The 26,659-nt window shown below is 46.2% G+C and carries 24 protein-coding genes; 7 read left to right on the top strand and 17 right to left on the bottom strand.

The genetic code is table 11. From position 1 onward, the window contains the following. Positions 1–11 precede the first annotated feature (11 nt). Genes HMPREF1139_RS05515 through HMPREF1139_RS05500 form a run of 4 tightly spaced genes read right to left on the bottom strand, consistent with a single transcriptional unit; the run spans position 12 to position 3,363 of the window. Positions 12–581 (bottom strand): ABC-type transport auxiliary lipoprotein family protein, encoded by a 570-nt coding sequence (locus HMPREF1139_RS05515; protein WP_009650448.1) that lies wholly within the window; start codon positions 579–581, stop codon positions 12–14. Further along, the gene (locus HMPREF1139_RS05510) at positions 578–1,519 is read right to left on the bottom strand and encodes an MlaD family protein (protein WP_009650385.1); all 942 of its coding nucleotides are present in this window, start codon (positions 1,517–1,519) and stop codon (positions 578–580) included. Before HMPREF1139_RS05510 ends, HMPREF1139_RS05515 begins: the two co-directional genes overlap by 4 nt. After that, complete coding sequence (locus HMPREF1139_RS05505; RefSeq protein ID WP_009650418.1) at positions 1,520–2,260, bottom strand: ABC transporter ATP-binding protein; 741 nt, start codon at positions 2,258–2,260, stop codon at positions 1,520–1,522. Continuing rightward, positions 2,257–3,363, bottom strand: a complete 1,107-nt coding sequence (locus tag HMPREF1139_RS05500; protein ID WP_009650440.1) for an MlaE family ABC transporter permease — start codon at positions 3,361–3,363, stop codon at positions 2,257–2,259. Before HMPREF1139_RS05500 ends, HMPREF1139_RS05505 begins: the two co-directional genes overlap by 4 nt. A gap of 76 nt (positions 3,364–3,439) precedes the next feature. On the opposite strand from HMPREF1139_RS05500, the gene tgt reads away from it, so the two are divergent. Beyond that, positions 3,440–4,606, top strand: coding sequence for a tRNA guanosine(34) transglycosylase Tgt (tgt, locus tag HMPREF1139_RS05495; protein ID WP_009650395.1), 1,167 nt, complete (start codon positions 3,440–3,442; stop codon positions 4,604–4,606). A gap of 9 nt (positions 4,607–4,615) precedes the next feature. Further along, positions 4,616–5,326, top strand: coding sequence for a CorA family divalent cation transporter (locus tag HMPREF1139_RS05490; RefSeq protein ID WP_009650450.1), 711 nt, complete (start codon positions 4,616–4,618; stop codon positions 5,324–5,326). Between the two features lie 43 nt (positions 5,327–5,369). Here HMPREF1139_RS05490 and lpxD read toward each other — a convergent pair whose 3' ends face one another. From lpxD to flgH, 4 genes are all read right to left on the bottom strand, one after another. Then, complete coding sequence (lpxD, locus tag HMPREF1139_RS05485; RefSeq protein ID WP_009650424.1) at positions 5,370–6,323, bottom strand: UDP-3-O-(3-hydroxymyristoyl)glucosamine N-acyltransferase; 954 nt, start codon at positions 6,321–6,323, stop codon at positions 5,370–5,372. 1 nt (position 6,324) lies between these two features. After that, complete coding sequence (ilvN, locus tag HMPREF1139_RS05480) at positions 6,325–6,786, bottom strand: acetolactate synthase small subunit (protein WP_026175437.1); 462 nt, start codon at positions 6,784–6,786, stop codon at positions 6,325–6,327. A 5-nt stretch (positions 6,787–6,791) separates the two neighbouring features. Beyond that, positions 6,792–8,486 (bottom strand): acetolactate synthase large subunit, encoded by a 1,695-nt coding sequence (locus HMPREF1139_RS05475; RefSeq protein WP_009650389.1) that lies wholly within the window; start codon positions 8,484–8,486, stop codon positions 6,792–6,794. A gap of 116 nt (positions 8,487–8,602) precedes the next feature. After that, positions 8,603–9,310, bottom strand: a complete 708-nt coding sequence (gene flgH, locus HMPREF1139_RS05470) for a flagellar basal body L-ring protein FlgH (RefSeq protein WP_009650387.1) — start codon at positions 9,308–9,310, stop codon at positions 8,603–8,605. A gap of 67 nt (positions 9,311–9,377) precedes the next feature. On the opposite strand from flgH, the gene pta reads away from it, so the two are divergent. Then, positions 9,378–10,748: a phosphate acetyltransferase gene (pta, locus tag HMPREF1139_RS05465; RefSeq protein ID WP_009650436.1), complete on the top strand. Its 1,371-nt coding sequence runs from the start codon at positions 9,378–9,380 to the stop codon at positions 10,746–10,748. A 1-nt stretch (position 10,749) separates the two neighbouring features. Continuing rightward, positions 10,750–11,946: an acetate kinase gene (locus HMPREF1139_RS05460; protein WP_009650386.1), complete on the top strand. Its 1,197-nt coding sequence runs from the start codon at positions 10,750–10,752 to the stop codon at positions 11,944–11,946. A 297-nt stretch (positions 11,947–12,243) separates the two neighbouring features. On the opposite strand, the gene HMPREF1139_RS05455 is transcribed toward HMPREF1139_RS05460, so the two are convergent. The 9 genes from HMPREF1139_RS05455 to HMPREF1139_RS05415 form a co-directional block, all read right to left on the bottom strand. Beyond that, positions 12,244–12,687, bottom strand: coding sequence for a hypothetical protein (locus HMPREF1139_RS05455; RefSeq protein WP_009650411.1), 444 nt, complete (start codon positions 12,685–12,687; stop codon positions 12,244–12,246). After that, positions 12,687–14,114: a Mur ligase family protein gene (locus tag HMPREF1139_RS05450; protein ID WP_009650428.1), complete on the bottom strand. Its 1,428-nt coding sequence runs from the start codon at positions 14,112–14,114 to the stop codon at positions 12,687–12,689. The genes HMPREF1139_RS05455 and HMPREF1139_RS05450 overlap by 1 nt, the downstream gene beginning before the upstream one ends. Next, entirely contained in the window at positions 14,111–14,881 is a 771-nt protein-coding gene (locus HMPREF1139_RS05445) for an alpha/beta fold hydrolase (RefSeq protein ID WP_009650438.1), read from the bottom strand. Before HMPREF1139_RS05445 ends, HMPREF1139_RS05450 begins: the two co-directional genes overlap by 4 nt. Then, entirely contained in the window at positions 14,871–15,101 is a 231-nt protein-coding gene (locus HMPREF1139_RS05440) for a type II toxin-antitoxin system Phd/YefM family antitoxin (RefSeq protein WP_009650391.1), read from the bottom strand. Before HMPREF1139_RS05440 ends, HMPREF1139_RS05445 begins: the two co-directional genes overlap by 11 nt. 77 nt (positions 15,102–15,178) lie before the next feature. After that, entirely contained in the window at positions 15,179–16,222 is a 1,044-nt protein-coding gene (locus tag HMPREF1139_RS05435) for a D-alanine--D-alanine ligase (protein WP_009650398.1), read from the bottom strand. A gap of 11 nt (positions 16,223–16,233) precedes the next feature. Next, complete coding sequence (ruvA, locus tag HMPREF1139_RS05430; protein WP_009650427.1) at positions 16,234–16,788, bottom strand: Holliday junction branch migration protein RuvA; 555 nt, start codon at positions 16,786–16,788, stop codon at positions 16,234–16,236. A gap of 18 nt (positions 16,789–16,806) precedes the next feature. Continuing rightward, positions 16,807–18,723 (bottom strand): flagellar assembly protein A, encoded by a 1,917-nt coding sequence (locus HMPREF1139_RS05425; RefSeq protein WP_009650429.1) that lies wholly within the window; start codon positions 18,721–18,723, stop codon positions 16,807–16,809. A gap of 141 nt (positions 18,724–18,864) precedes the next feature. Beyond that, the gene (locus HMPREF1139_RS05420) at positions 18,865–20,685 is read right to left on the bottom strand and encodes an aryl-sulfate sulfotransferase (protein ID WP_009650421.1); all 1,821 of its coding nucleotides are present in this window, start codon (positions 20,683–20,685) and stop codon (positions 18,865–18,867) included. A 191-nt stretch (positions 20,686–20,876) separates the two neighbouring features. Then, entirely contained in the window at positions 20,877–22,724 is a 1,848-nt protein-coding gene (locus HMPREF1139_RS05415; protein WP_009650394.1) for an aryl-sulfate sulfotransferase, read from the bottom strand. Positions 22,725–22,987: 263 nt separating this feature from the next. Between HMPREF1139_RS05415 and HMPREF1139_RS05410 the strand changes: the two genes are divergently transcribed. The 3 genes from HMPREF1139_RS05410 to HMPREF1139_RS05400 all read left to right on the top strand — a co-directional run bounded on the left by HMPREF1139_RS05410 (position 22,988) and on the right by HMPREF1139_RS05400 (position 26,148). Next, entirely contained in the window at positions 22,988–23,647 is a 660-nt protein-coding gene (locus tag HMPREF1139_RS05410; RefSeq protein WP_009650404.1) for a thiol:disulfide interchange protein DsbA/DsbL, read from the top strand. A gap of 9 nt (positions 23,648–23,656) precedes the next feature. Next, positions 23,657–24,289, top strand: coding sequence for a protein-disulfide oxidoreductase DsbI (gene dsbI / locus HMPREF1139_RS05405; protein ID WP_009650413.1), 633 nt, complete (start codon positions 23,657–23,659; stop codon positions 24,287–24,289). A 200-nt stretch (positions 24,290–24,489) separates the two neighbouring features. Beyond that, positions 24,490–26,148, top strand: coding sequence for a sensor histidine kinase (locus HMPREF1139_RS05400; RefSeq protein ID WP_009650410.1), 1,659 nt, complete (start codon positions 24,490–24,492; stop codon positions 26,146–26,148). Positions 26,149–26,659 lie beyond the last annotated feature (511 nt).

Below are 26,659 nucleotides of genomic sequence, written 5' to 3'. Positions count from 1 at the left end.
ATGAGCTAAGGTCAAACGATATCGGCCAAAAGCGTATCGATAGCTAAATTTACGGCTTTGTTTATGGTGTCAAATATCGTTTTCGAGCTGGGATCGGGGCAGAAAAGCTCCTTGTTTATCATACCTGATTTTATCGATTTGTTCGCGTTAAAAAGCTCGTAGGCAAAGGCAATCTCGGCCTTGTCTCCTCTGATTTGAAGCGATATGACGCTGATCTTTAGGCGCAGATCGTCAAAATTTGGCGAAAATATCGGCTTTGCAGCACAGTTTGAGTAAAGTCCCTTGACAAGGGCTTTATAGATCATCTCGCTTGGAAGCGCTACGAATTTCGCATCTTGCAAGAAGCGTATCTGATTGTTTTCGGCGACTATGAGGATCTGGCGAGTATCGACCATGTCGAGAGCACTCACCTTTTCGATATAGACGTTTTTACGAAACTCTTGACGTTTTTCTGCAGCGCATTCTTTGTTCGCGTAGTAGATCTCATACATCGTCGCTTGAGGAACGTCGGTCTTTAAAGAGCAGCCAGCAAAGATCGCCACCAAAATAAAATACATAAAATTTCGCGTAATATTTTTCATTTTCCATCTCCATTTTGCTGTGAATTTGGCACCGGATTTTTAAAGAAAAATTCGTAAGGATTGTCCTCTAAGCGGTAAAGTGCGCCTCTAAACTCTCGCAATGTCTTTTCAAAGCCGCTGAAAAATTCAGTCGCTTCAAGAAGCATCGGCGTGAGCGTATTTTTCAGATCGTATTCGCCGTTTTCAAGCTTGATCTTTACTAAATTTTGAACGCTTTGATATCCACCTATGGCTGTATTCAGAGACTTTGCGACTAAATTTGCATTTGTAAGCAAGGCATTTACGTTTTGCATCGTGCGATTTATATCGGCCTGGTCCAGATTGTCAGTGAAATTTCTAAAATCCGTAACTATCTGATCGACTTTGCTAAGCCCGTCCTCATCCGTCAAAACGCCCGTAAATTTATCGATATTTGCCAAGATCGTGTTTAGATGTTCGATATTTTCAGGTGAGAAGAAGCCATCTATCTTCGTCAGCGTCTGATTTAGCTTCTCGGTTATATTTTGCGCGTTCGTTCCCAGCTTTGAGAGCAAGCTCTGCTCCAGGCGTAAGATCGGTCGCTCGCCCTTGGCAAATTCCTCTTTGCCGCGGCTTATATTTATGCTAGCCACGCCGCTTATGGCCTGCGTCTCGATGCTGGCGACACTATCTTTTCGTATCGGCACGTCATCGCGGATCTTCATCGTTATCTCGATAAGTGCGTTTTTATCGTCCTTTACGAAGTCTATCTTGCTTACAGTGCCTGCCGGTACGCCGATAAATTTTACCTGCGAATCGACTTTTAGCCCGCTTGGCAGCTCGCTAGTGTGGATGTAATAATTTTTGTATTGCAGTTTGCTGTCGTCGTGGTTCGTCATCCACCAGATGAATACCGCAAAAGCGCTCATACAAAAGATAAAAAACATACCCACTATCGTGTAAGAATTTCTATTTTCCATCTATTTTTTCCTCATTTTAAACAGCTCTTCAAGCGGATTGTGCCCCGCATCTTCGAGCTCTTTTAAAGTTCCCTCAAAGGCGATCTTTTTGTTTTCTATTATCAAAAAGCGATCAAGTATATCAAAAATACTATCCGCATCGTGCGTGACCATAACGACAGTAAGCCCCAGACTATCCCTTAGATCCCTCACCAGTGCGTCCATCTGACGCGAGCTGACAGGATCCAGTCCGCTGTTTGGCTCGTCTAAAAATAGCACCTTTGGGCTAAGTACCAGCGCACGAGCTAGTGCAGCGCGCTTTTTCATGCCGCCGCTCAGCTCGCTTGGATAGAGGCTGGCGCTCTCCTTTTTAAGTCCCACTTTTTGTATCCAAAACATCGCGATCTCGTCGATCTGACGTTTGCTAAATTTCGAGTATTCGCTCAGCAAAACGCCCACATTATCAAGGATATTCATCGAGCTATAAAGCGCACCAAACTGAAACATCGTCCCACTTGAAAGCTTTATCTCTTTTTGCTCTGCCAGATCGCTCTTCCACATATTTTTATCGTCAAAATATATATCCCCTTCATCAGGCTTTTTTAGATATATCATCGTTTTCATCAGCGTCGTCTTACCGCTACCGCTACCGCCTAAAAAGCCGTAAATTTCAGCCTCGTTCACACTCCAGCTCACATTATCGTGCATTACGCGCTCGCCATAGCTTGTAGTGATATTTTCACCCCTGATTATTTTTTTCATATTTTTAGCCACATGAAGATTATCGCGAAAAACGCATCAAGCGCGATGACCCAAAATATCGCATTTACGACGCTTATAGTCGTCATCTCGCCAAGGCTTTGAGCGTTTGAATTCACATCAAAGCCGCGCATGCAGCCGATTATCGCTATGATCGCTCCAAAAAACGGCGCTTTTATCATACCCACTGCAAAATGCCTAAGCTCGACCATATCCTTAAAACGACTAAGATAGTCGGCAAAGCTGATATCAAGCACACCTTGACATATCAGCATCTGCCCTAAAATGCTTATCGCATCGGCTATAAAAATGATGATAGGAAGCGACAAGACCATGGCGATGATACGTGGCAAGACCAAAAAATTAAACGGCTCAAAGCCCATCGTTTTCATCGCGTCTATCTCCTCGGTGAGCTTCATCGCGCCGATCTGCGCCGTAAAGCTGGACGCCGAACGTCCCGCAACCACGATAGCTGCGATGAGCGGGGCGACCTCGCGTAAGGTAAGCATACCCATGATCTCGACGATAAATATACTAGCTCCAAAATTTGCCAGCATCGCACTGCCAAGGTATGCGAGCACCACGCCTATCAAAAAGGCGGTCAAAGATACGATAAATACGGCATTTACGCCGCCATCTTTTATGTAATTGCTAAATTCTCGAAGCCGCAGGCTCATAGGATTAACGAAAATTTTTATGGTTTTTATGAGAAATTCGCCCAAAAACGAGCCAAATTCCAGTAAGTTTTTAAAGCCGTCGCAGATCTTCTCGCCCAAACGAGCGAAAAAATTGAGCTTATTTTGTGGCGGGATATAGCTAAAATCGATACTTTCATCATCAAGCAGACTGATCATCGCTTTTATTTTCGTATCGGAGGTTACAAATTCGGCTTTTTTGCCTTTTATGGCGTTTTTAACAAGTATCAAAACCGCGTAATCAACGTGTAAAAGCTGCAAGAAATCAAATCGCAAAGAGCCTCTTGCTTTAGCGATCCTAGAAAGTGTATTTTGCAAAATTTTGGCGTCTTTGTAGGTAAATTTACCGATAAATTTAAAGCTCGTCACGCCGCTCGCAGCGGTAGAAATTATCTCGTTTTCCTTTTGCAAAGGCTTCCTTGTTTGTCTTTTAGAGTGTGATTATAATATAAAATTTGCTAAAATATCAAAATTTTAAAGGACAAAAATGAAATTTGAAGTCTTAAAAACAGATGGCAACGCACGCGCCGGAGTACTCACGACCGCGCATTCAGTGATACAAACGCCCATTTTTATGCCGGTTGGCACCGTGGGCGCGGTAAAGAGCCTAGACGCCACCGATATGCGCGAGATTTTAGACGCCAAGATCATCCTAGCCAACACCTATCACATGTATCTGCGCCCGGGTAGCCGCGTAGTGGCGGAGTTTGGCGGGCTGCACGGATTTTGCAAATTCAACCGCTCCTTTCTCACCGATAGCGGCGGCTTTCAGGCGTTTAGCCTGCGCGCGAACACCAAAAACGACGAGGGCGGCATAAAATTTAAAAGCCACATTGACGGCAGCATACACTATTTCACGCCCCGCTCCGTACTTGATACGCAGTATGAGTTGGACTCTGACATCATGATGATCTTGGATGACCTTGTCGAGCTCCCGCGCGATCCGCACGCATTAGGTGCGGACGAAAAGGCGCGACTAAAAAAGCGTATCGATCTAAGTGTGACGCGTACGATAAAATGGGCGCGCGAGGCGATAGATTATCATAAATTTAAGCAAAGCCAGGGCGCGGGGCTAGATCAAAACATCTTTGGCATCATCCAAGGCGGCACCGACTACGACGCACGTAAAATTTGCGCGCAAGCTCTTTGCGAAATGCCTTTTGACGGGCTAGCCATCGGCGGGCTAAGTGTGGGCGAAGCAAACGAGCATATGTATGAGACCGTGGAGGCAGTGATGCCCTTTATCGACGCTGCGCGTCCGCGCTATCTCATGGGGGTTGGCACGCCCGAGGACATCGTCGAAAACGTACAGCGCGGGGTCGATATGTTCGACTGCGTGATGCCCACGCGCAACGCCCGCAACGGCACGCTCTTTACGAGCTTTGGCAAGATCGCCATCAAAAACGCCCGCTTCGTAAATGATCAAGGGCCCATCGACCCGGAGTGCGATTGCTACACCTGCCGCCGCTACTCGCGCGGATACCTAAATCACCTATTTCGCGCGCGCGAGCTCACGTTTTTCCGCCTCGCGAGCCTGCATAACCTGCACTACTATCTAAATTTGATGAAGCAAATAAGAGAAGCGATAACGGCCGGAAAATTTAGCGAATTTAAGCGAGAATTTTACGCCAAACGAAGCGGAGGCGAAATTTAGGAGGCTACGATGAGTGAAAAAATCGGTCAAAAAAGCGATATCTCGGGCTACTTTTACACCGACAGCTACGATTACATCTATCTAGTGACGGATGGCAGCGAGCAAAACTATAAATTTATCTTCAAAGATGAGAAAATTTACGATGGTGATGAGAGCAAAGAGTGTGACAGTAGCGAATTTATCGGCGTTATAAAAAAGATAACTAGCGAGTTTAGAAACAAAATTTTAGAGCATCAAGCCGAGCTTGAAAACTACGAGAAAATTTACACCAACCGCAAAGACTACACGAAATTTATCAAAAAGCACTCGATCCTAAAATACGAGATCCGCAAATTTCAAAACAAAATTTTGCATTTTTACGAGGCGTTAGTGATCTGCCAGACCGAGCAGCCAGCCCTTAAAAAGCAGCTTAAAAACTACACTTACGAGGCGGGTTTGTTTAAAAACGTAGTCGCCGAATACGCCGCTAGAGTCGAGGACATCTACGCGCATATACAAGGCATCAAAAATGATAAGATCAACCGAAATATCTATATCTTGACGATGATATCGGCTCTACTTTTGCCTTTAAATTTCATTACTAGCTTTTTTGGGATGAACACGAGTGGGCTATTTTTGAGCGAGTATAAAAACGCCACGACGATAGTGAGCGCCTTTATGCTGGTGACTCTGATTATTTTAGCTATTTGCTTTTGGCTATATGACAAAAAGCAGGAATAGCGGGGCTAGAATTTCGCCCCGTAAAATCGCGGATCTAACCGCGTCAATTTTTCTTGAAAAATCTTAAAATTTTAGCCTGAATTTTAAAAAACTCATCAAGCGGCATTATAGGATAGGCTCCTGCGTATTTTTTACCTGCGTCTAGGTCTTTACTCACGCCGCCTCGAGCGGCTATTTGTGCAAAGTCGCCAACTCTGACATGTCCGGCCGAGCCGCTTTGTCCGCCCATGACGACGTTTCGTCCTAGCGTAGTGGAGCCTGCCAGTCCCGTTTGCGAGACGATGAGGCAGCCGTTTCCAAGCTCGCAGTTGTGGCCTATTTGAACGAGATTGTCTATCTTTGTGTAGCTTGCTATCATCGTGCTTTCAAAGACGCCGCGGTCTATCGTAGTGCATGCGCCGACCTCGACGAAATCGCCCAAAACGACATTGCCGTTGTGATAAATTTTGACATGCTCGCCAGTCTTTGTGTGCGCGTAGCCAAAGCCGTCCGAGCCGATGACGCAGTTTGCCAGTAAATGGCACTCGTCACCGATGACGCAGTCGTTGTAAATGACGACATTGGGGTGGATGATGCAGTTTCGACCGATCTTTACGTTATCACCCAAAAACACACCCGCCATCACGATGCTACCCTCGCCTACGCTGACATTTGAGCCGATATGCACGTTTGGCATTATCGTGGCGCTTTGGGCTATGTTTGACGGCTTTGGCTCGCAAAACAGTGGCTTTGCAAAGTCCTTGCTAAGTATCGCAAAGGCTAGATGCGGGTTCTCGCAAACTAACGCACTCATGCCTTCAGGCACGAAAGGGAGTAAATTTTGCGAGATCAGTATCGCTCCGGCGTTTGAGCCTGCGATAAATTTCGCGTTTTTCTCGCCATCGCAGTAGCTAAGTTCGGCTTTGTTCGCATTTTTTAAAGAATTTAGAGCAAAGATCTCTATATCCTCACCGCTAAAGCTTGCACCCGTTTTTTGCGCTATTTCACTTAGTTTCATCTTAAATATCCATCAAAACCGAGCCACCACGCACGATGTCGACCGGGTTAAATTTTTTTATCGCTTTTAAAAAGTTATCTATCCTGCTCGCATCATCGGCGACCATGACGATGATGTAGTTTTCATTTGTATTTGCCACACTGCCGTTATAGGCCTTTAGTATCGCGTCAAGCCCGGCAAAATTTTCATTTAACGGGATCTTTATGAGCGCCATCTCTTTTTCTACGAATTCTCCGCTTTCGATGACCTTATACGTAGGTATGAGCTTGTGAAGCTGCTTTACTATCTGCTCCAGCACGCGCTCATCGCCGCCAGTGACTATGCTAAGGCGCGAAAATTTACTATCTGGTATCGGTGCGACCGTGAGGCTGTCGATGTTGTATCCGCGTCCTGCAAAAAGCCCGGAGATACGAGCCAAAACGCCATGTTCGTTCAAAACTATAACCGAGATCACTCTTCTTATACTACTCATTTTTGGCCCTTGTCATCAAGTATCATGTTGTATATCGCAGCGCCTGCGGGCACCATAGGAAGCACGTTCTCAAAGCGGTCTATGACGACATCTATGAGCGAAATTTTATCGCTTTTTAGTGCGGCTTTGAGCGCTTTTTGAAATTCCGCCTTTGTGCTTACTTTAAAGCCTATGCCGCCAAAGCTTTGCGCTAATTTAACAAAATCCGGCTGGATCTCAAGATCCGTCGCCGAGTAACGCTCTCCGTAAAAAAATGTCTGCCACTGACGCACCATGCCCAAAAAGCTATTGTTCAAAATGATGTTTATTACGGGCTTTTTATTCACGCTTGCAGTCATCAGCTCTTGGATATTCATCAGTATCGAGCCATCGCCAGTGAAATTTACGACCGGCTTATCTCCTACGGCCCATTTAGCGCCCAGTGCAGCAGGCAGGCCGTATCCCATAGTGCCTTGTCCGCCGCTGGTTATCAGCTGACGAGGCCTGTTAAACGGATAAAACTGCGCCACCCACATTTGATGCTGTCCTACGTCGGTGGCTATCACCGCGTCCTTGCCGACTATTTTTGCGGTTTGCTGGACGATCCATTGAGGCTTTAAAATTTTATCGCTGTCTTCAAATTTAAGCGGATAAAGCGACGCGTAACGAGCCAAAATTTCCCTCCAAGGTGCGAAAGTCTCGCTGTTTGCATTTATGCGAGGGATGAGCTCCTCAAGCACGCTCTTTAGATCGCCTACTATCGGGAAATGAGCGTTTATTATCTTTGAGATAGAGCTTGGATCGATGTCGATGTGGATGATCTTGGCGTGCTTTGCAAATTCGCTCAGCTTTCCGGTTATGCGATCATCAAATCTCGCTCCTAGCGCGATCAGCAGATCGCTCTCCGATAGCGCCATATTTGCCGCGTAGCTACCGTGCATGCCGGCCATGCCTAAATTCAGCTCGTCATCATAGTCTAAAACACCAAGCCCCATCAGCGTACAAACGCTTGGGATACCGGCTTTTTTGACAAATTCTCTCACCAGTTGGCTAGCCTGCGAGCTGATCGCGCCACCACCCACGTAAACAAGCGGCCTTTTGCTCGCCTCTATGACCTCGGCTGCCTTTTTTATCTGTTTTGCGTTGCCTTTATATGTCGGTTTGTAAGTAGGTATGCTTATCTCTTTTGGGTATTCAAATTTTCCTACCGCAGCCGTTATGTCCTTTGGCACGTCGATATGCACGGGACCCGGTCGTCCGGTGCGAGCGATGTAAAATGCCTCTTTTAAAATTCTAGGCAGCTCTTCGATATTTTTTACAAGGTAGTTATGCTTCACACAGGAGCGCGAGATCCCTACGGCGTCGATCTCTTGAAATGCGTCCGTTCCTATCAGTGATGTCGCGACCTGCCCGCTTATGAGCACGAGAGGGATACTGTCTGAATACGCAGTCGCAAGCCCTGTCACGGCGTTTGTAAATCCAGGACCGCTCGTAACGAACGCTACTCCTATCTTGCCGCTAGCACGTGCGTATCCATCGGCTGCGTGCACTGCGGCTTGCTCGTGGCGCGTGAGGACATGCTCGAAATAATTTTGCTTATATGTTTCGTCGTAGATATTTAGCGCCGCACCGCCCGGATAGCCAAAAACGACATCCACTCCTTCAAGCTTCAGTGCTTCGCTTATCATTTGCGAACCGTTTAACTCTTTCATTTTTCCGCCTTGCTTGAAATTTAGACCTTATTATATCCTTAAAATTTTAAAAAGAGATGATATACAGGCAAATTTGAATATGGTTGTTACATTTTTTAGCACTTGAATTTACAAGCTTAAAAAGGCCAGATAGCCTCCATGAGTCTCGTGCCCCAAGGCTTTTTGGTAGATTTGTCCACGTCGCCCTCGGTCTTATATAAAATTTTGGCGTCGGCGATGTATTTGGAGTCGATCTGGTTGTTTTGCGAGATGTCGTAAGGACGGATGACTCCGCTTACTTGAATGACCTGTTTTTCGCCGTTTACTAAAATTTCGCGGCTGCCCTCTATGAAGTAGTTTCCGTTGTTTAAAATTTTGATGATCCTAGCCGAGATGGTCGCGGTAAATCGCTCGTTCCTGCTCGTCGTGCCGCTACCTTCGAATTTATTTTCGCCACCGGCCTTAAAGCCGATATCAGAATATTTATTCAGCTGATTTGCGACCGTGGAAAGTGGCGCCGCACCCGCAGTGAAAACACCTCCGCCAAGCGAAGTGGTGCTGTCTCTGCTTGATTTTTTACTGCCCGTAGAGGACTGCGTAGCGGTCTCTGAAATGACGACTGTCACGATGTCATTGACGTTCATAGCTTTTCTATCTGAAAAAAGAGGATTTTCTCCGCGCCCAAAGAGGCTTCCTGCGTTACTTTGGCCGCTTCCGCTCTCTTTGGCGGGCAGCTGCTCGACATAAACCGGCGGTTTCATGTTGATGTGCGGATCGGCACTTGGCGTACAACCCGTGTAAAGTATGGTAGCAGTGGCGAAAGACAAGCAGTATTTAAATTTCATAAAAAAGCCTTAAAATCTATATGTTTATGCTAAAATTAAGCAAATAAAGTTCCAAAAAGGCACCGCAATGAACAGCTGTTACATATTTAGCGATGAAAATTTAGCATATTTAAAGGGGATTATATCAGCAAAATTTAAAAAAGTCGCTGTTTTAAAGATAAAAACCAGCAACAAGGAACAAGAAAAATTCATAAATGGCAAAGAGAAAGATTTTTTTATCGCGCTCATCGATAAATTTGAAAAACAAAAAGAGCAAAACGACTTCGTCATAGTCGTAGGCTGTGAAAATTTCAGCATTTTTGGCGCTTGCGAGCTAAATTTGAAGATAGCCAAAAATTTAAACTGCCCTGTCTTCGAGCCTCAAAATTTCAAAGCCTTAAAAGCGCTAAATCCAAACTCAAAGCTCATAATCAGCGGCGATATAGATGAAATTTTAAGCTGCACCCAAGAGATAATCACACCGTATAAATTTGAAAATATCTTACTAAACCGCGCGAGAAGCGCCCACTCGTCGGTCGTTTTGCCGGAGAGTGACGACGAACGCGTCTTACGCGCGGCTGAAATTTTACTCGCTCAAGGCGCGGTCGATATAGTTTTACTAGGAGAGGAAGCCGCCATCAGGCAAAAGCAAAGCGAACTGGGGCTAAATTTAAGCAAAGCTCGCATCATCGATCCTCAAAACAATGACTACACGCAAGCCTTTGCGGCTAAAATTTACGAGCTGCGCAAGGCAAAAGGCGTGAGCGAAAAAGATGCCGAGCGGATGGCGCGAGATAAGGTGTATTTTGCAACGATGCTGGTAAACGAGGGCGTGGTAGGCGCGATGGTGAGCGGAGCTAGCATGAGCACGGCCGAGACTATACGTCCCGCCCTTCAGATCATCAAAACAAAGCCGCAGACAAAGATCGTCTCGGGGTTATTTTTCATGGCGCTAGAGGAGGAAATTTTACTCTACGCAGACTGCGCTATCACGCCAAATCCAAGTGCCGAGGAGCTAGCCGGTATAGCCGTCATCACGGCCCAAACGGCGGCCTCGTTTGGACTGCAACCTCGTGTAGCGATGCTTAGTTACTCGACTGCTGACAGCGGTAGCGGACCTGACGTGGAGTTTGTAAAGCTAGCAGCTAAAAAAGCGCTGGAGATCGAGCCTGGCTTGAGCCTGGCCGCTCCTATCCAATACGACACCGCGGTCGATGTCAAAGTAGGTGCTAAGAAAATGCCAAATTCTAGCGTAGCGGGACGGGCAAACGTGTTCATATTTCCAAATTTAAACTGCGCAAATATCTGCTACAAGGCCGTTCAACGCAGTGCAAACGCCCTAGCCGTAGGACCGGTACTACAAGGCCTCAAAAAGCCGGTAAATGATCTAAGCAGAGGCTGCCTCGTCGAAGACATCGTAAATACAGTGCTGATAAGCGCGATACAAGCGGGAGAATGATATGAAAATTTTGGTTTTGAACTCTGGTAGCAGCTCTATAAAATTTCAGCTATTTTTAATAGAAGAAAATCGCAGCATAGCAAGCGGCATCGTGGAGCAGATCGGTAGTGAAAATTCTCGCGCCGTGCTTAAAGCAAACTCAAAAGAATACGAGAAAAAAAGAGCGATAAAAGACCACCACGAGGGGCTTGACGTGATGAACGAGCTCTTTAGAGAGTCAAACACGCTACATGATCTTAGCGAGCTCGACGGCATCGGACACCGTATCGTGCATGGCGGCGAGAGCTTTTTTAGCTCAATGATAGTAGATGACTCCGTGATAGCCAAGATCGAGCAGATAAGCCCGCTGGCACCGCTTCATAATCCCGGTCACATAGCCGGCATAAAAAACGCCATGCAAAGTAGCGGCGATGTCCCTCACGTGGTGGTTTTTGATACTGTATTTCATCAGACCATGCCAGAATACGCCTATCGATACGCCCTGCCCTACGACATCTGTAAAGAGCATCATATCAGGAAATACGGCTTTCACGGCACATCTCACAGATATGTGTGCAAGCGTGCGGCAAGCTTGATGGGGATAGAATTTCAAAATTTCAACGCCATTTCGCTTCATCTTGGTAACGGAGCCAGTGCTTGTGCAGTGCAAAATGGCAAAAGCATCGATACCTCGATGGGGCTTAGCCCGCTTGAGGGGCTCATAATGGGCACCAGAAGCGGCGATATGGACCCTGCAGTAGTCGTGTATCTGCTAAATATCGGCGTTTTAAAATGGGACGAGATAGATACGTTTTTAAATAAAAAAAGCGGCCTCTTTGGTATTTGCGGATCCAGCGACATGCGTGACGTGGTCGCAAAAATGGCAAACGATGAGCGAGCCAAGCTTGCTTTTGAGATGTTTTGCTACCGTGTCAAAAAATATATCGGAGCCTACTACGCCGTGCTTGGCCGCGTCGATGCGCTGATATTTACCGGCGGCATAGGAGAAAACGCACCAAACACCAGGCAAAAAATTTGCGATGATCTAAAGCATCTGGGCATCCACGTAAATCACGATCTAAATTTCAGCCAAGAGCGCGGCGAGCGATGTTTGGACGATAAAAACGCAAAGATAAAAACTTTCGTCATACCAACGAACGAAGAGCTAGAGATCGCTATCGAAACCATGAGAGTGATAAAAGAAAGAGCGAAAATTTAGAGTTAAATTTCGGGCTTCGCTTTAAATAAAATTTGACTCTGTTAAAATATTTCATTGATTTTTAGCTTTCAAGTGAAGTCAAACCCTATGAAGCGACGCTATTACCGCCGATTTTTCACTTCGCTGTCGCTCGTGACGCTCTGTTTGCAGTTGCGAAACGAAGTTAAGCAAAAATCAGCGAAGCGACCCGTAGGGAGAATCTCTTGAAATGCTACTCGCTCCAGGAACGACCTAGCACAGACGTAAGCTACATTCAAGCAAGCAAGTCTAGGCTTATAACACGTTTTACAGCTAAATTTACTCGTTTTTTGCAGGCGCTTGCGTCGCGTTTTGATCGCCGCTATCTTTATACTCTGCGGCGAGCTCGTCGTAGCGCGTCAAAGCGTTCTCATAAACGCCGGGGGCCAGCTTGTCACCTATATCTTTTTTCAGATCCACTATATCGCTGCATGCATTTAGATACCCAAGATCACAGCTTTTCATTACAAATTCCACGCCGATATCGATGTTTGAGCGTTTTTGCAAGCTAGCATCCATCTGCTCGCTCACCTCGCCGTTTATATACATGAGCCCCAGCTCTTCGCAAGAAAGCTCGTCTTTAGCCTCACAGCCAGCTGAAAATATATCGTAAGCCTTTTGCAAATTCCCGTTGTTTAGCTCGTTTATGCCCTTGTCAAAGTCATCTATGTCAAAGCCAAACATGCCAGTCGCGATCAGCGCAAAAAATATAAATTTCCTCATCACATAAAGCTCGGTGCGTCGTTTGAAAATAGTATCACATCGCCTGCGCGAGTATGTTTGGCAAGCATCTCTTGCATCTTGGTCTTATCCTTTATGATGATTATTTCGGGCTTGACTATGGTTTTTAGCAACGCCTGCGCATTTAGCGGGCTTGATATCATCACCACGTCAAATATCTCGTTGATTATCTTTCCTAAATTTTCGTTTTCAGCTTGCGTGCTCTCGACGATGCCGGGCGTTATGAGCACTTTGCGTCCTTTATAGGTGCCAATTAGCTCGTAGCTGGCGCTCATACCGACGAAATTCCCGTTGAAGCTGTCGTCTATTATCAGCTTGCCGCCAGCTTGCATCTTTTGCAAGCGATGTTCGACGTTTTGCAGTTTTTGCAGAGATTTTTTTATATTTTCATCGCCAAGACCTAAAAATTTCGCTACTTTTATGCACGCAGCGAGATTTGCAGCGTTAAATTTCCCGAGCAAAGGCGAGGTGTAAATTTCGCCGTCAAGGCTAAATTTTATCCCGTCAAAATCAGCGCTCACATCCTTTAGTCCGGCGTCATAAATCTGTGTCTTATCGTCTGCGCTTTTTAGCGTGGAGCTATGCACGAAAGCTTGCTCTAAGCGTTTGCTATGAAGCGCTTCAAGCTTGGTGGCGCGTATGTTTTCTATACTTTTAAAATACTCTATATGTTGCGCGCCTATCTCGCCGACTATGACGATGTGCGGGCTTAAAAAGTCGGTGATCTCTTTGATGTCGCCTTTTAGCCGTGCTCCGGCCTCGGCGATGTAAATTTGCGTCTGCTCGGTCAGATTTTCATTGACATCTTTCATTAGCCCAGCTAGGGTATTGACGCTGCGAGGCGTTTTGTGGCAGTTAAATTCATCTTTTAGCAGCTCATAAAGGAAATTTTTGATGCTAGTTTTGCCGTAGCTTGCAGTGATCAAAATGACTTTCAAATTTGATAGCTCGGCCAGCCTTTTATCGGCCGCTCTTTTGAAATTTTTAAAATTTAGCCTCTCCAGCATATCGCTAAGCGCCAAAGATATGACGACGACCAGAGTCACATCGCAATCTGCAAAATTTTTAAATAGCGCGTAAGAGAGCGTGTATTGAGCAAGGAGTGCCAGGCTTAGAATGATGAAAAATCTCTTTATCCTGCCGGTAAAAACGAGCTTTTTATCAAGCTTTTTATGCCACAAAAAAAGCGCAGGCGCGTAAGCAAAATAAAAATATATCCAAAACCAATGCCCTGTCGTGTAGTATAAAACTAGCGGCAAGATGATGAAAAACACGTGCCATGCGGGCTTTGTAAAATGAAACACGACTCGCTCGAGGCGGTAAGAGAACCACTGAAAGCAAGTGATGAGATAAAAGGCGAGCGCGTAGGTGAAGACTGCGTTGCTAAGCCCGAAAAACAGCTCTTTCATCTCACCTCCTCTATGCCGCTTATGTCCTCTAGCTCTTCACTTTGATCTGTGTCCAGATCGTTTTGGATCGTTTCGCAGATAAATTTAGCGTGCAGCAAAAAAAAGAAATGATCTCCTTTTAGCGGGAAAAAGGCACTGTTTTTTATCATCTTATGGATACTCTCGCCGCTTTTTAGCGGTGTGGCGCGGTCATTTTCGCCCCAAAATATAAGCGCCCTACCCAAAAACGAGCTAAATTTAGGGCTAAAATCCTCGTTCACGACGTTTTTTAGAGTCTCATACATCGTTACGCTCATTCCGCTGACGTCTTTCGTCGCAAAAAATTTATAAAATTTACCAAACCCAAGAAGCTTGAAAATCTTAAAAACGGAGATCTTAAAACGCACGAAAAACGGCTTTTTCTCGACTATACCGGCCGAGCTTAGAAGCACTAAATTTTGAGGCTTCAGCAGGGTCGCGACCTTGCCGCCAAAGCTGTGTCCGACGATGATGAGCGGTGGATTTGAAAGAGTGTCTATGAAATTTTGTAAAATTTTGGCGTAATCGCTCGTTTTTAAAGCGCGCTCTATGCTACTGGCACCAAAGCCCGGCATATCGACATAAATATGGCAAAACTGCGGCAAAAACGCGCCGAAAGCCTTTTTCATTATCTCTTTGTTCGCGCCCCAGCCGTGTAAAAAAAGTATGCTTTGCTTGCATTTGGGGTTTAAAATTTCGTAGCTTATGTCGTATGAAACGCCGCCAACTTTAAGAGTCTTACTCGCCACCGTTTTCTCGCTTTTTAGCCGTATATATCGCTTCCAGGACGCTCACGGCCTCTTGCAAGCGCTCGTATTCGCCCATATTTAAAAGCACGGCTTCAAATTTATTGTTTTTGACGATGACTGCGCGTTTTAGCTCGGCTTTACTGATCTTTGTCAAAACCGAGCTAAAATTTCGCACGACCTCGGTAGCTGTGTAAATTTCATCTTTGCTGAATGCTGTCATTTTTACTCTTTACATAAAATTTTATGTAAAATTAGCATAAATTAGTTTAGATTATCCTAAAATAGGCGCTCAAAACGCTAAATTTTACCGCTTCCCTTTGCAGAAGTGATGGAATTTATAAATTTATAGTCGATATTTATCTTTCGCTCTTTTGGCAGTCTGCTTGCCGCAAGCGCATTTAACATCGCCTCAAAGTCCTCGAATAGATAGTTTGCGAGGCTGCCCGGGTTTGGATTTATCTCATTTAGATAGACTTCACCCTCTATTACGAAAAAGTCACAGCGTATTATCGCACCCTCAAAGCCAAAGCCGTAAATTTTGACAAAATTTTCCTTTAGTCTATCTCGCAGCTCTTCGTCGATCCTAGCCTCTTGCGCCTTGCTTTCGTTAGAAAAGCTCATATACTTTTGCTCGTAGTCGAGGAATTCCTTCTTTTTTGGCTCTTCGACGATAGAAAATCTCATCTTGCCATCTATCATGCAACCGGCTAGATTATACTCCTTGACACCCTCGATAAACGGCTCTACCAGCACCTCCTTATCAAACTCAAAGGCGACGTCTCTGGCGTATTCGAATTCGCTCTCGTCTTTTACGACGCTAACGCCTATGGAGCTACCAAGACGAGCCGGCTTTAGTATGATAGGCAGTGCAAATTTAGGCAGTTCTTCATATGTTATCATCTCGTAATCAAGCGTTTTCACCCCTACTTTTTGCGCTAAAAATTTAGTCAGCTCCTTGTTGTAGCTCATCACGCTAGCCTCAAGGCGCGGCCCGATATAGCTGATCCCGTAAAAATCGAACAACGAAGCGAATTTACCGTCCTCGCCGTCCATGCCGTGTATCAAATTTATATAAACATCTACCTCCAGGCGCTTCACGCCAAAAAGCGAATGCGTATAAAATCCGCCCGCCATCAAAAACAGCTTTTTGCATTTTTTATATTTGCCCGAGCTGAAAAAATTCGCTCTCATATCGGTAGGCTCGATCAGGTAAAATTTACGCTCCTTGTCGCAAAAGATAAAGCTTAGCTCCTGCTTTAGGACGTTTTTAAGCACGATCGCGCTTACTATACTTATCTCGTGTTCAAAGCTCTTAGCCCCAAAAACTACACCTAATTTCATGAATTTCCCTCTTATGCTAATTTTTTAAGCGCTTCTTTTACAAGCTCGCTCGTGCTTGTGCTCTTTAAATCAGGCAAAATTTTAACGATCTTCTCGCGTTTAAAGCCAAGTGCCTCAAGCGCCAAGAGCGCCTCGTTTTGATACCCCGGCACGCTCTCGTCGCTGATTAGTTTGGCGTCGCTTAGCTCGGCTATTATCCTGCGCGCGGTCTTTGGCCCGATGCCGGGCACGCTTTTAAATGTGTCTGCATCGCCGTTTATGACGGCATTTGAAAAGGCGTTTGGGCTCAGGCTCGAGCATATCGCCATCGCCGTAGATGCGCCTATGCCGTTTAGCTTTATGAGCATCTCAAACATCTTTTGCTCGTTCGTGTCTAAAAAACCGTAGAGTAAATTTGCGTCCTCGCGTATGATCTGCGTGGTATTTAGCTCCACTTTTTCGCCTTTGCTCAGCTTGGCCGAGCAAAAAAGCGATATGAAAAGCCCGTAGCTTACGCCCCCGGCTGTCTTTAAGACCACGAACGCCGGCTCTTTTTTCGTTATTATGCCCTCGATAGCCCTTATCATCGATATCCTTTGTGAAATTTAAAAGCTTGTGTTTTCAAAGTCTTCAAGCTGATTTGACTTTTTGACCTTATACTCGACCTTGCCGTCGAAATTTTCTACCTTTTCCAGGCTGATGACGCGTGCCGTCTCGTTTTGCTTGGTCGAATACGTGATATTTTGCGGAGGATCTATCAGGACGAATCGTATCTCGTTTAGCTCTATCCAGTTACCGCGATTTATGACCTTTGCAGAAAAAATCCCGTTTTGCATCATCTCAAGCTCCGCCCTAAGGTCGGCCACCTGCTCTTTTTTACTTCTAAATTCTTTTAAAAGCGCGTTGTAGTCGTTTACCAGCTCTTGATACTCTTTTAGCTTTTTCATGAAGGTCACCGGCGGGATCACTTTAGCGCGCGAAAGCTCCTCGACCTTGGCTTTTATGGTGTATATCGAGCCTTTGTTTTCGTCTATGACCGTTTTTTTGGCTTCCAGTCTTTTTGGCATCTGGCTTAGCTCTCGTTTGATCTCTTCTATCTTATCAAGCTGTTCGTCCGTCTCGTCGCTTCGCTCTTTCATCTTGCTGGCGTCGATTATGAAGCGATTGCCGGTGCCGCGCAGATATTTTATATCGATGAGGTGAGCCGCCGTGATGGTGCAGTTTGAGCCAAGCGTTTCTATTTGTATGATTTGAGCCGTTATCGAGCCGCCTACGACGCTTTTAACTTTGACCTTTTTAGCAAGGACGCTACCGCCTTCTAGTCTGTCTATCTCGACGTTTTCGGCTTCGACGTAGCCTATATGCGTAGCGATGTTTGCGTTTTTGGCGTAAATTTTAGCCTTTTGATGCGTCTGTCCGCCGATAGTGACCTCGTTTGCTTTTATGATAGCGTTTGCACCGATATTGCCCTTTACCTGCACGTCGTCTGCCTCTACTATGACGCCCGTGCCTATCGCGTCTTTTATGAGGTCAGTCTCTTTTACGACCAGCGTTACATTCGTATCGACTCCAGCCTGGATAGAGCCCGTGGTTTTGAAATTTACCTCATTTATCTCAAGGCGCTCCTCTATATCAAACGTCCCCTTATTTTCTACGACATAGCCTGCTTTTTTGGCGATAAATTTAACACCCTCGGCGTCCTCTTTGCGCTCGATATTTTCAGTCACGCTGATGTCCGTAGCGCCGTCTTCTTTGGGGTCTGGAGTCTTTATAAATTTGCCCCTTAGATCACGTCCGTCACGTCCGGCATGCGATCTTTTTTGCTCCATTATCACTTCGCCTGCGGCCACGCCAAATAAAAATCCGCGATTTGAGTAGTCTATCTTGTCGTCTTTTTTCAGGCTGTCAAGCTTGTTTTTATAGTAGTAGATGGTCTTTGCATCGATGGCTTTTATAGGATTTACCCCGCTTGCAAAATTTATCGTGTAGTCTTGATCTATCTGATCCATCACGCGTAAAACGGAGGCGATCTTGGTCAGCTCCTCTTTGCTCCTGCCTACTCTTATGCCGATCAAAATTTGCGCCTTTATGAGTTGCTTGGCGATGTAGTCAAAGAGCTTTTGCTCATAGTTCGTCTCATAAACGCACTCGTTTGACTTGTGGATCGTCGCCACGATCTTTGTTATCAGAGGATTTACGCCTATGCTGATCTTTGGCAGTTTTGGCGCGTTATTTACCCTCGTGTCGAAAAATTCTACTTCGTATCTTTGCTCGATAGCTAGCGTAGGATCAAGGAAAAAGTCGTTGTCGTCAAATATCCTCAGATCGTCCTGCCCGACCAAGACCGGGTCTGAATTTTGCTCGTTCGTGTAGGTAGTGAGTATATTTTTTATGCGAAAGTCGATGAATTCGATCGGTATCTGACTTTGCTTGCTAAGCTCCTTTAGCTTGGCGTAAGGGGTCGGCGTCTCTACCTGAATGGGCGGTAAAAAATTTTCTTGTTCCTGCGTTATCTCACTCAAATTTTAGTCCAATCATTAAAGTAGTCGGTATTATCTCTAAAATTTTATTAAATTTCGGTTATGCTTCGTGTGGAGAGGAATTTTGCAGCCCTAAGCAGCTGCGACGAATTTAGAAATTTCGGGGCAAATGACCCCGAAATTTTACTTTTTAAACGCCTTTTGCAGATCGATTGGCAGCGAGCGATAGCCGATTGTGTTCGAGTTTATAAATTTCATCTCGAATTCGACCTCTTTCGTGCCGTATTTTATCTCCTCTAAAAACGGCGTGAGCTTCTCCTCGCCCCTTCTAAACGCCTTTACATCGCCCATTCCCGCCGTAGCCGAATACACGAACATTGTGTCGCGTGAGGGCTGATACTCCACGACCGAAGTTATCGGGCTGTACCATTCAAAGCCGCGCTCCTTGCCGTATTCCCAGACCTGCTGGACGGTCAAATTTTTCTCGTCGATCTCGTATTCGACCGCGCGGGAGTATTTCATATCCGCCATCGCTGGCTGCTCCATGCCGCGGGTGTCGCCGTTGTCAAAGACACTCATATGGATCTTGTCGCCCTTGCTTTTTTCGCCGATCTTAAACGCCGTGTGCTGCGTCCAAGTGTAGTCAAATCCTCCCTTCTCGCTCGTGTATCCCGGGCATTTCGAGCCGCTCTCGCCGCGGTCTATCTTCTTGCCGCTTGCGTCTATGGGTTTTAACAGCTTGGCGGACAGCTCTTTGTTCCAGCCTTCGGGCGAAGATAATATCCATTTTACCTTTTTGTCGCGTCCGATTTTGACGACTGCGCTTTGGTGGCGGATCGAGATGATGATACTATCGTCGGCTGGGTCGTAGTTGGCGGAATTTATATGCGCCCAGTTGCGTCCCGCACCCACACCCGGTATATCGCCAAATGGCGCTTTGGCGTCTTCGAGCTCTTCTTTATTCGCCGTGTGTCCCGCCTTGCTCGCATCGACGTTTAGGCAGACCGCACCTTGATCGAGCACGAGCAGATTTGTCGCTCGATACGGGTCTAAAATTTCCATTATCTTCCACTCGTCGATCAAATTCCCGTCCTTATCGACTTCAATAATTACGTCGCGCAGTGTGCGGACGTTTTTGCCATCTTTGCGTTTATAATCATTAGAGCCCACGCGGAGCAAAAACGTGCCCTTGGCTGTCTCTTCCATGTGGTGAGAGAAGTCTATGTAGCTTTTTGGTAGGTCGCGTTTAAAAATTTTACGCCCCATGAGGTCGAAGCGGTTGTAAGTCTGCCCCATGCCCCAGACGATGTCGCCGTCTTTTGTCTGATCAAAGCCCATCATATTGCCCTTTTTATTTAGCACCTCAGGGTCACGGAATTCGTCCGTTTTTAGATACCACCTGATATCGCCCTTGCCATCGACTATCCAAACGTAGCTTTCATAGTCCCACTCCAGCGCGCCGCCAGCCGGGTTGTTCCACGTCACCTGAGCTGCGTTTGGCAGAGTCGAGCTTAGGTGGTTCATCAGGTATAAATTTTTATGAAATTTCGGATTATCCTTTGTCACCACGGCTGTCGGAAGTGCCTGTGTTTGATTCGTCCCCGAGCCATACACCGCAACGGCTGGAGCGTAAATTTTATACGTTTCGCTCACCGGCTCTCCATTTTTCTTATAGCTCACGGCGACCTCGTTCACATAGTCCGGATACAAGCCCCAAACGGGAATACCACCATGCTGAAGCGCTTTTTGATCGGATACGTCATAGCTGATATCCACGCCGTCTTTTTTGGCTTTTACGGTTACTTTGATGTCTGAGAGCGTGTAGCCTGCACTTTTGATGACGGCAGTCAGAGGAGCTACTTTGTAAGGATTCATAATCACCGCACCGATTTGTCCCACACCTCGGTAAGTTTTCGGACCGCTCGCACCGCCTGCGGCTAAAGCCGGAGTCAAAGCCGCACACAATGTCGAAGCAACTGCAAAAGAAATCAACTCTTTTTTCATTTGATCCTCCTTAAAAAATTTAATTAATGCAATTTTAACCAAACCAGCTAACATAAAAATCACGGAAATATTAAAAAATATTGGAATTTGAAAAATAATTAGAAATTTTAGAATTTTAGGCTCGCAAAGGATGAAAACGAGCCTAAATTTATAAATTTCAGGGCAAATTCGCCCTGAAATTTTGCGTAAATTTACTTCTCAAACGCCTTCTCTACGCTAAACGGAAAGGCTTGATAGCCCATAGCATTCGTCATTTTGATTTCGATCGAAGGCTCTTTCGCACCCCATTCGAATTCGTCGATATGAGGGCTTGGCTGACCTACGGGACGACCCTTTGCGATGTCAAACTGCATGCCAGCTACCGCAGAATACACCATCACGCTATCAAGGTCGTCTTGATACTGCGCTAGCGACGTGACTGAGCTATACCACTCTTTGCCGCGCGCTTTGCCGTATTCCCAAATTTGCTCTACGGTTTTGTTTTTCTCGTCTATTTTATAAACGACGGCGCGGGAGTATTTCATATCCGCCATCGCTGGCTGCTCCATGCCGCGGGTATCGCCGTTGTCAAAGACGGTGAGATAAACTACGCCTTTTTTGGACTTGCTGTCGATACGAAACGCCGTATGCTGCGTCCACTGCCAGTCAAATCCGCCTTTCTCGCTCTCGTAGCCCGGGCATTTTGAGTACTCGTCCTCGCAGACGATCTTTTTGCCGTCTTTATCTACAGGCTGGAGCAAGTAGCCTTTAAACTGATCCTTCCAGCCCTTGTGCGCGCCCATTATCCATTTGACTTTTTTATCGCGGCCGATCTTGATGACGGCGTCTTGGTGGCGGCTGGAGATGATGATACTATCGTCGCTGGGGTCGTAATCCACGCTATTTACGTGCGCCCAGTTGCGTCCAGGGCCTGAGCCCACGATGTCGCCCCATTTATCGCTCAAATCCATCGCTTGAAGCTCGTCCGCGCTTGCCGTGTGACCGGCTTTTTTAGCGTCGATATTTAGGCAGACCGCACCTTGATCAAGCGTTTTTAGCACGATGTCGCGGTAAGGGTCTAAAATTTCATACAGCCTAAAATCATCGACTACGTTGCCGTCGCGATCGACTTCGACTATCACGTCGCGCACGGTGCGGACGTTTTTGCCGTCGGCTCTTTTATAGTCCGCATTCGCCGCGCGCAAGAAATAATGCCCATTTTGCGCCACGTCCATGGAGTGCGAGAAGTCGTTATACCCCGCAGGCAGCTCGCGGTCGAAAATTTCGCGCCCGAGGATGTCGTATTTGGCGTATCTTTGACCGTATCCCCACGTCATCGCGCCGTCATCGTTTTGTTTAAAGCCCATCATGATGCCCGCGTGGAAGGGCTGCTTCAAATCATAAATTTTATCGGGCTGCATATACCACCTGACCTCGCCTTTGGTGTCTAAAATGAAGTTATTGGGGCTATAATTCCACTCGAGCGCTCCTCCTGCGGGGTTGTTCCATACGGCTTTCGTGCCTTTGCCGGTTTTATTTACGAAGTTATTGACGAAGTAAAGGCGGTTAGCGAATTTTGCACTCGGAGCTTTTACGACCTCGATCTTATCAAAAAGCGCATGTTTTTGATTTGGCATGCCGCTGCTTTCCAGATATATCGCCGGGGCGTAAATTTTATAGCTCTCTTTTACGTGCTTGGTTTCGCCCTTGTAGGTCTTGTCGTATTCGACCTCGATAGTGTTTTGATAGTCCGGATACATGCCAAAGATCGGTATCCCGCCGTGGGTGCGAAGGTGCTTGTCGGCGAGCTTGTAGCTGATCGTTTGACCGCCAGGTTTTGGTACGACGGTGACTTTGGCGTTGCTTAGCGTGTAGCCGCCGTTTTTGATGACAGCCGTAAGAGGCGCGATGTCGTAGGGATTTACTACCACTTCGCCGATCTGCCCTTGCACGGCATAGTCGATACGCGCCCCGCTAGGACCGCCGATAGCGAGTGCAGCGGTAGCAAAGCCGCCTAGCAAAGCCACTGATAGGGCAACTGATGAAAGCATATTTTTCATGGTTTCTCCTTTTGGATAAATTTAGATTGTTTTATTTTTAAATTCGTCTTAAAAAAATTTTATTAGTGCTATTTTAAGTAATATTTCTAACGCAAAAATCACAGAAATATTAAAAAATATTGAAATTTGGAAAATAATTTGAAATTTTAGAAAATTTTGGCAAATTTCGCTTAAATTTATCTAAATTTCAGTCTAGCGTTATTTTTGCAAAAGCTGCGCGGTGTAAAATTACACCAAATCAAATTTAAAACAAGGAGTTTTCCATGAATTCATTTTTTAACAAAGCGGCCAAGGGGCTACTTGCAGCTATGATGTTTGGCGCGATCGGCGCGAGCGCATTTACCGAGGGCGAGGACTACGTGAAGCTAGAAAAGCCGCTTGACGTGCCGCAAAACACGCTCGTTAAAGTGTTTAGCTACGCTTGCCCGTTTTGCTACAAATACGACAAAACCGTCACGCCAAAGGTCATGCAAAAGGTGCAGGGGCTAAAATACGTGCCGTTTCATTTGAAAACAAAGGGCGATTACGGCGAGGCTGCGAGCAAGGTATTTGCCGTGCTCATCACTATGGACGAGGCGAAGGGCGTGAGCTTGTTTGATGAAAATTCGCTCTTTAAAAAAGCAAAATTTGCCTACTACAAAGCCTATCACGACAAAAAAGAGCGATGGAATGACGGCAAAGACGAGGCTGCGTTTCTTAAAACAGGGCTTGAGGCAGCGGGCGTGAGCGAAGCGGACTATCAAAAAGAGCTAGAAAATCCAAAAGTAAAAGAGCTTCTTAGTAAATGGGACGCAGCCTACGAGGTGGCGAAAATTCAAGGCGTGCCGGCGTTTGTGGTAAATGGCAAATATCTCATTTATACAAAATCCATCAGCTCGATAGACGGCATGGCGGCGCTCATCGAAGAACTACTCAAAAAATAAGGCGCGGCGATGAATTTGGCTCAAAAAATCGCTAAATTTCAAGATAGCCGCTACACGTGGGCGCTTTTGATATTTGTGAGTGCGGGGCTTGTCGTGCTGGCGCACTCGCTATTTCAGGAGTATGTCTATATGCCTCCTTGCGAGCAGTGCGTCTATATCCGCTTTGCATTTTTGTGCATGGCGCTTGGCGGCGTGATCGCTATCATTGATCCCAAAAATTTAGCCCTCGCCGCGGTGGGTTACATTTTCGCGTTTTGGGGCGCGGTGCAGGGCATAATGTATAGCGTCAAGCTCGCTAAGATCCACACCGCCGTGCATGGAGACGATCCCTTTGGTGTGCAGGGCTGCTCTACCGAGCCGCATTATCCCTTTGGTATCCCGCTTGAAAAGTGGGCGCCTGATTGGTTTTTACCCACAGGTGATTGCGGCTACGACAGCCCGATCGTGCCTGATGGCGTCACGCTAAGCGGCGTGCAAAAATATCTCGTGGGTCTCTATCAAGACGGCTGGTATCTGATCCCGTCATCAAAATTTATGTCGATGGCGGACTGCACGCTTATTGGCTTTGGTGTGTGCTTCGTAATACTTGCAGCGATGCTCGTATGCAAAATTTTAACTCTAAAAGCACAAAAATCGGTCTAAATTTAGACCGATTTTGATATACTCTTAGTTACGTTAATTAATATTTTGAAGCAATGTCTTATGAAGCGACGCTATCGCCGCCGTTCTGCTCGCAGTTGCGAGTGCATAAGCACGAAGCAAAAATTAAAGGAAGCGTAAGCTGGCCGCTAATTTCGTGCCATGTGTTCGGCGTCTTGTGGAGCAAATAAGACATTGCAAAAATGAAATTTATGAAAGCCCTAAAAGAGCATAACCTTAAAATTTACATTATCATCATTATTTCAAGCTTTTTCCTAGTCGCGCTTGGAGCAAACATCTACGTGGGCGCAAAGGCAAAGATCACCGAGCTGGCGAATAAAAACAAGATCGCAACGAGCGAAAATATCGTGGATAATTTTCAAATTTGGCTGGACGAGCGGATAAACTCTCTCGTGCGCGCGGCAAAATTTATGGAAAACGCAGGCGTCGTCAGCGACGATGAGAAGATCAAAAATTTTATCGTACTCTTTAAGCAAAACGCCACAGAATTCGACATCGTCCAGCTACTAAGAGAAGACAGCGAGATATTTGTAAATGGCAAGCATATCTTAAAAACAAGCGGAGAGGAGGATCGAACGAGCCTCGTGTGGTATGCAGAGACCAAAGCCACCGACGCTCCGACGGTAAATTTCATGCAAAGGCACAGGGTGCTAAACGAAGCGACGCTAAATTTTTGCGTGCCTGTGCATAAAGAGGGCAAATTTGCCGCGGTGTTTTGCGGTGTGGTAAAGACTGCTGGCATCTTTAAAAATATCAGCAACTTCAAGCTACCGCCAAATTCGTATTCGTTTCTGGTCACGCACAGCGGCGAGGTGCTCTCACCGATGAAGGACGCGGCACTAAAAGAAAAGATCGAGCGTAAATTTAGGGAGCTGTTTTTAACAGACGAGGACATCACGAGCCTAAATATCGGCTCAAATTTCATCTCGGTCGCCGAGATCCCCACGCTAAACTGGTTTATCGGGGCTGGCACGGACAATGAATTGGAGCTAGCCGAGCTAAACCGCGCGGTGCTAAAAAACGCGCTCGTGCTGCTGTTTGCCTTCGTCGCACTCGCGCTGACGGCAAATTTCCTGCATAACTTCATGTATGCGAGGATCAAAAAGCTGCAAGATGAGTATGAGATTTTGCTCACGCACAAGGCGAAAATGAGTGAAGCCGGCGAGCTAATCAGCGGGATAAATCATCAGTTTATTCAGCCCGTAAATTCGCTAAATTTGATGATCTCAACGCTACTGATGCTGCAAAAAGACGGCAAGCTTGATGATGAAAATCTGCACTCGATGCTACAAAGCGGGCAAAAGTCGGTGCAGCTACTCTCAAACACGATCGAGATTTTTAGAAATTTTTACAAAACGAGCGAAAATATAGAGGAATTTGACGTCGCTCAAAGCGTGAAAAACCTGCTAACTCTCATGCACACCGAGCTTAGCCGCGCAAACGTGCGGGTAAATTTAGAGGCTAGTGAGGGCATCAAAGCCCACCAGATAGAAAACATCATCCAGCAAATTTTGCTGATTTTGATCCACAACGCAAAGGACGCGGTGGTGGAAAAATTTAAAGACGACCTAGGCAGGCGCGAGATTAAGCTCAGCGTGAGTGCGGACGGGCAAAAGTGCCGTATTGGCGTGAGCGACTTTGGCGGCGGCGTAAGTGAGGCGCTGAAAGATAAAATTTTGACCGAGCCAAAGACGACCAAAAAGCAAGGTAGCGGCATCGGGCTTTACTTTGGCAAGAAGCTCGCAAACGAGAAGATAAACGGCGACATCAAGCTGCTAAGCGCGGCGAATCCGACGACGTTCGAGCTTAGTTTTGATGTGGATTTGAGGGCGGAATTTTAATGCGGATCTGATTTACAGATGCTACGCAAATTTAACTCGCTCCACAAAGCGCCGAACGTGTAGCACGATTTCCGCGCTCACTTAGTATCGCTGGAAATCGGCGGCGATAGTGTCGCTACGTTAAATTTGACTTCGCTGATACTTGTAACTCGCTTCTTGCAAAGCTGCGAACGGAGTGAAGCAGAGCAAGACGCTCTTTAGTTTTTAGGGAAGCTGTAAAGCTGATCGCAGCCTGCTTGCAGTTGCGAGCGGAGCGTTGCAAAAAATCGTGCTACATGTTAGGCACTCTGTCGCCGCTCATCCTATTTTGCCATGCAATCGCAAAGCAGAAGCGAAGCTTTTATGATAGAGCTTCGACACCGCGCCAAAAATAAAATTTAAAGGACAAAAATGGACGCTTATGAAACGCTTAAAAAGATTTCGGTTTTGGTAGCCGAGGACGACGAGATGGCGCGCGGGCTCATTGTAGGCGGCTTGAAGCCCTACTGCGGCGAGGTGGTCGGTGTGGCGG

Origin of the sequence: Campylobacter sp. FOBRC14 (assembly GCF_000287855.1) — a bacterium.
In the GTDB taxonomy this organism is placed as follows: Bacteria; Campylobacterota; Campylobacteria; order Campylobacterales; family Campylobacteraceae; genus Campylobacter_A; species Campylobacter_A curvus.
This window is presented reverse-complemented; position numbering and strand designations above follow the sequence as displayed.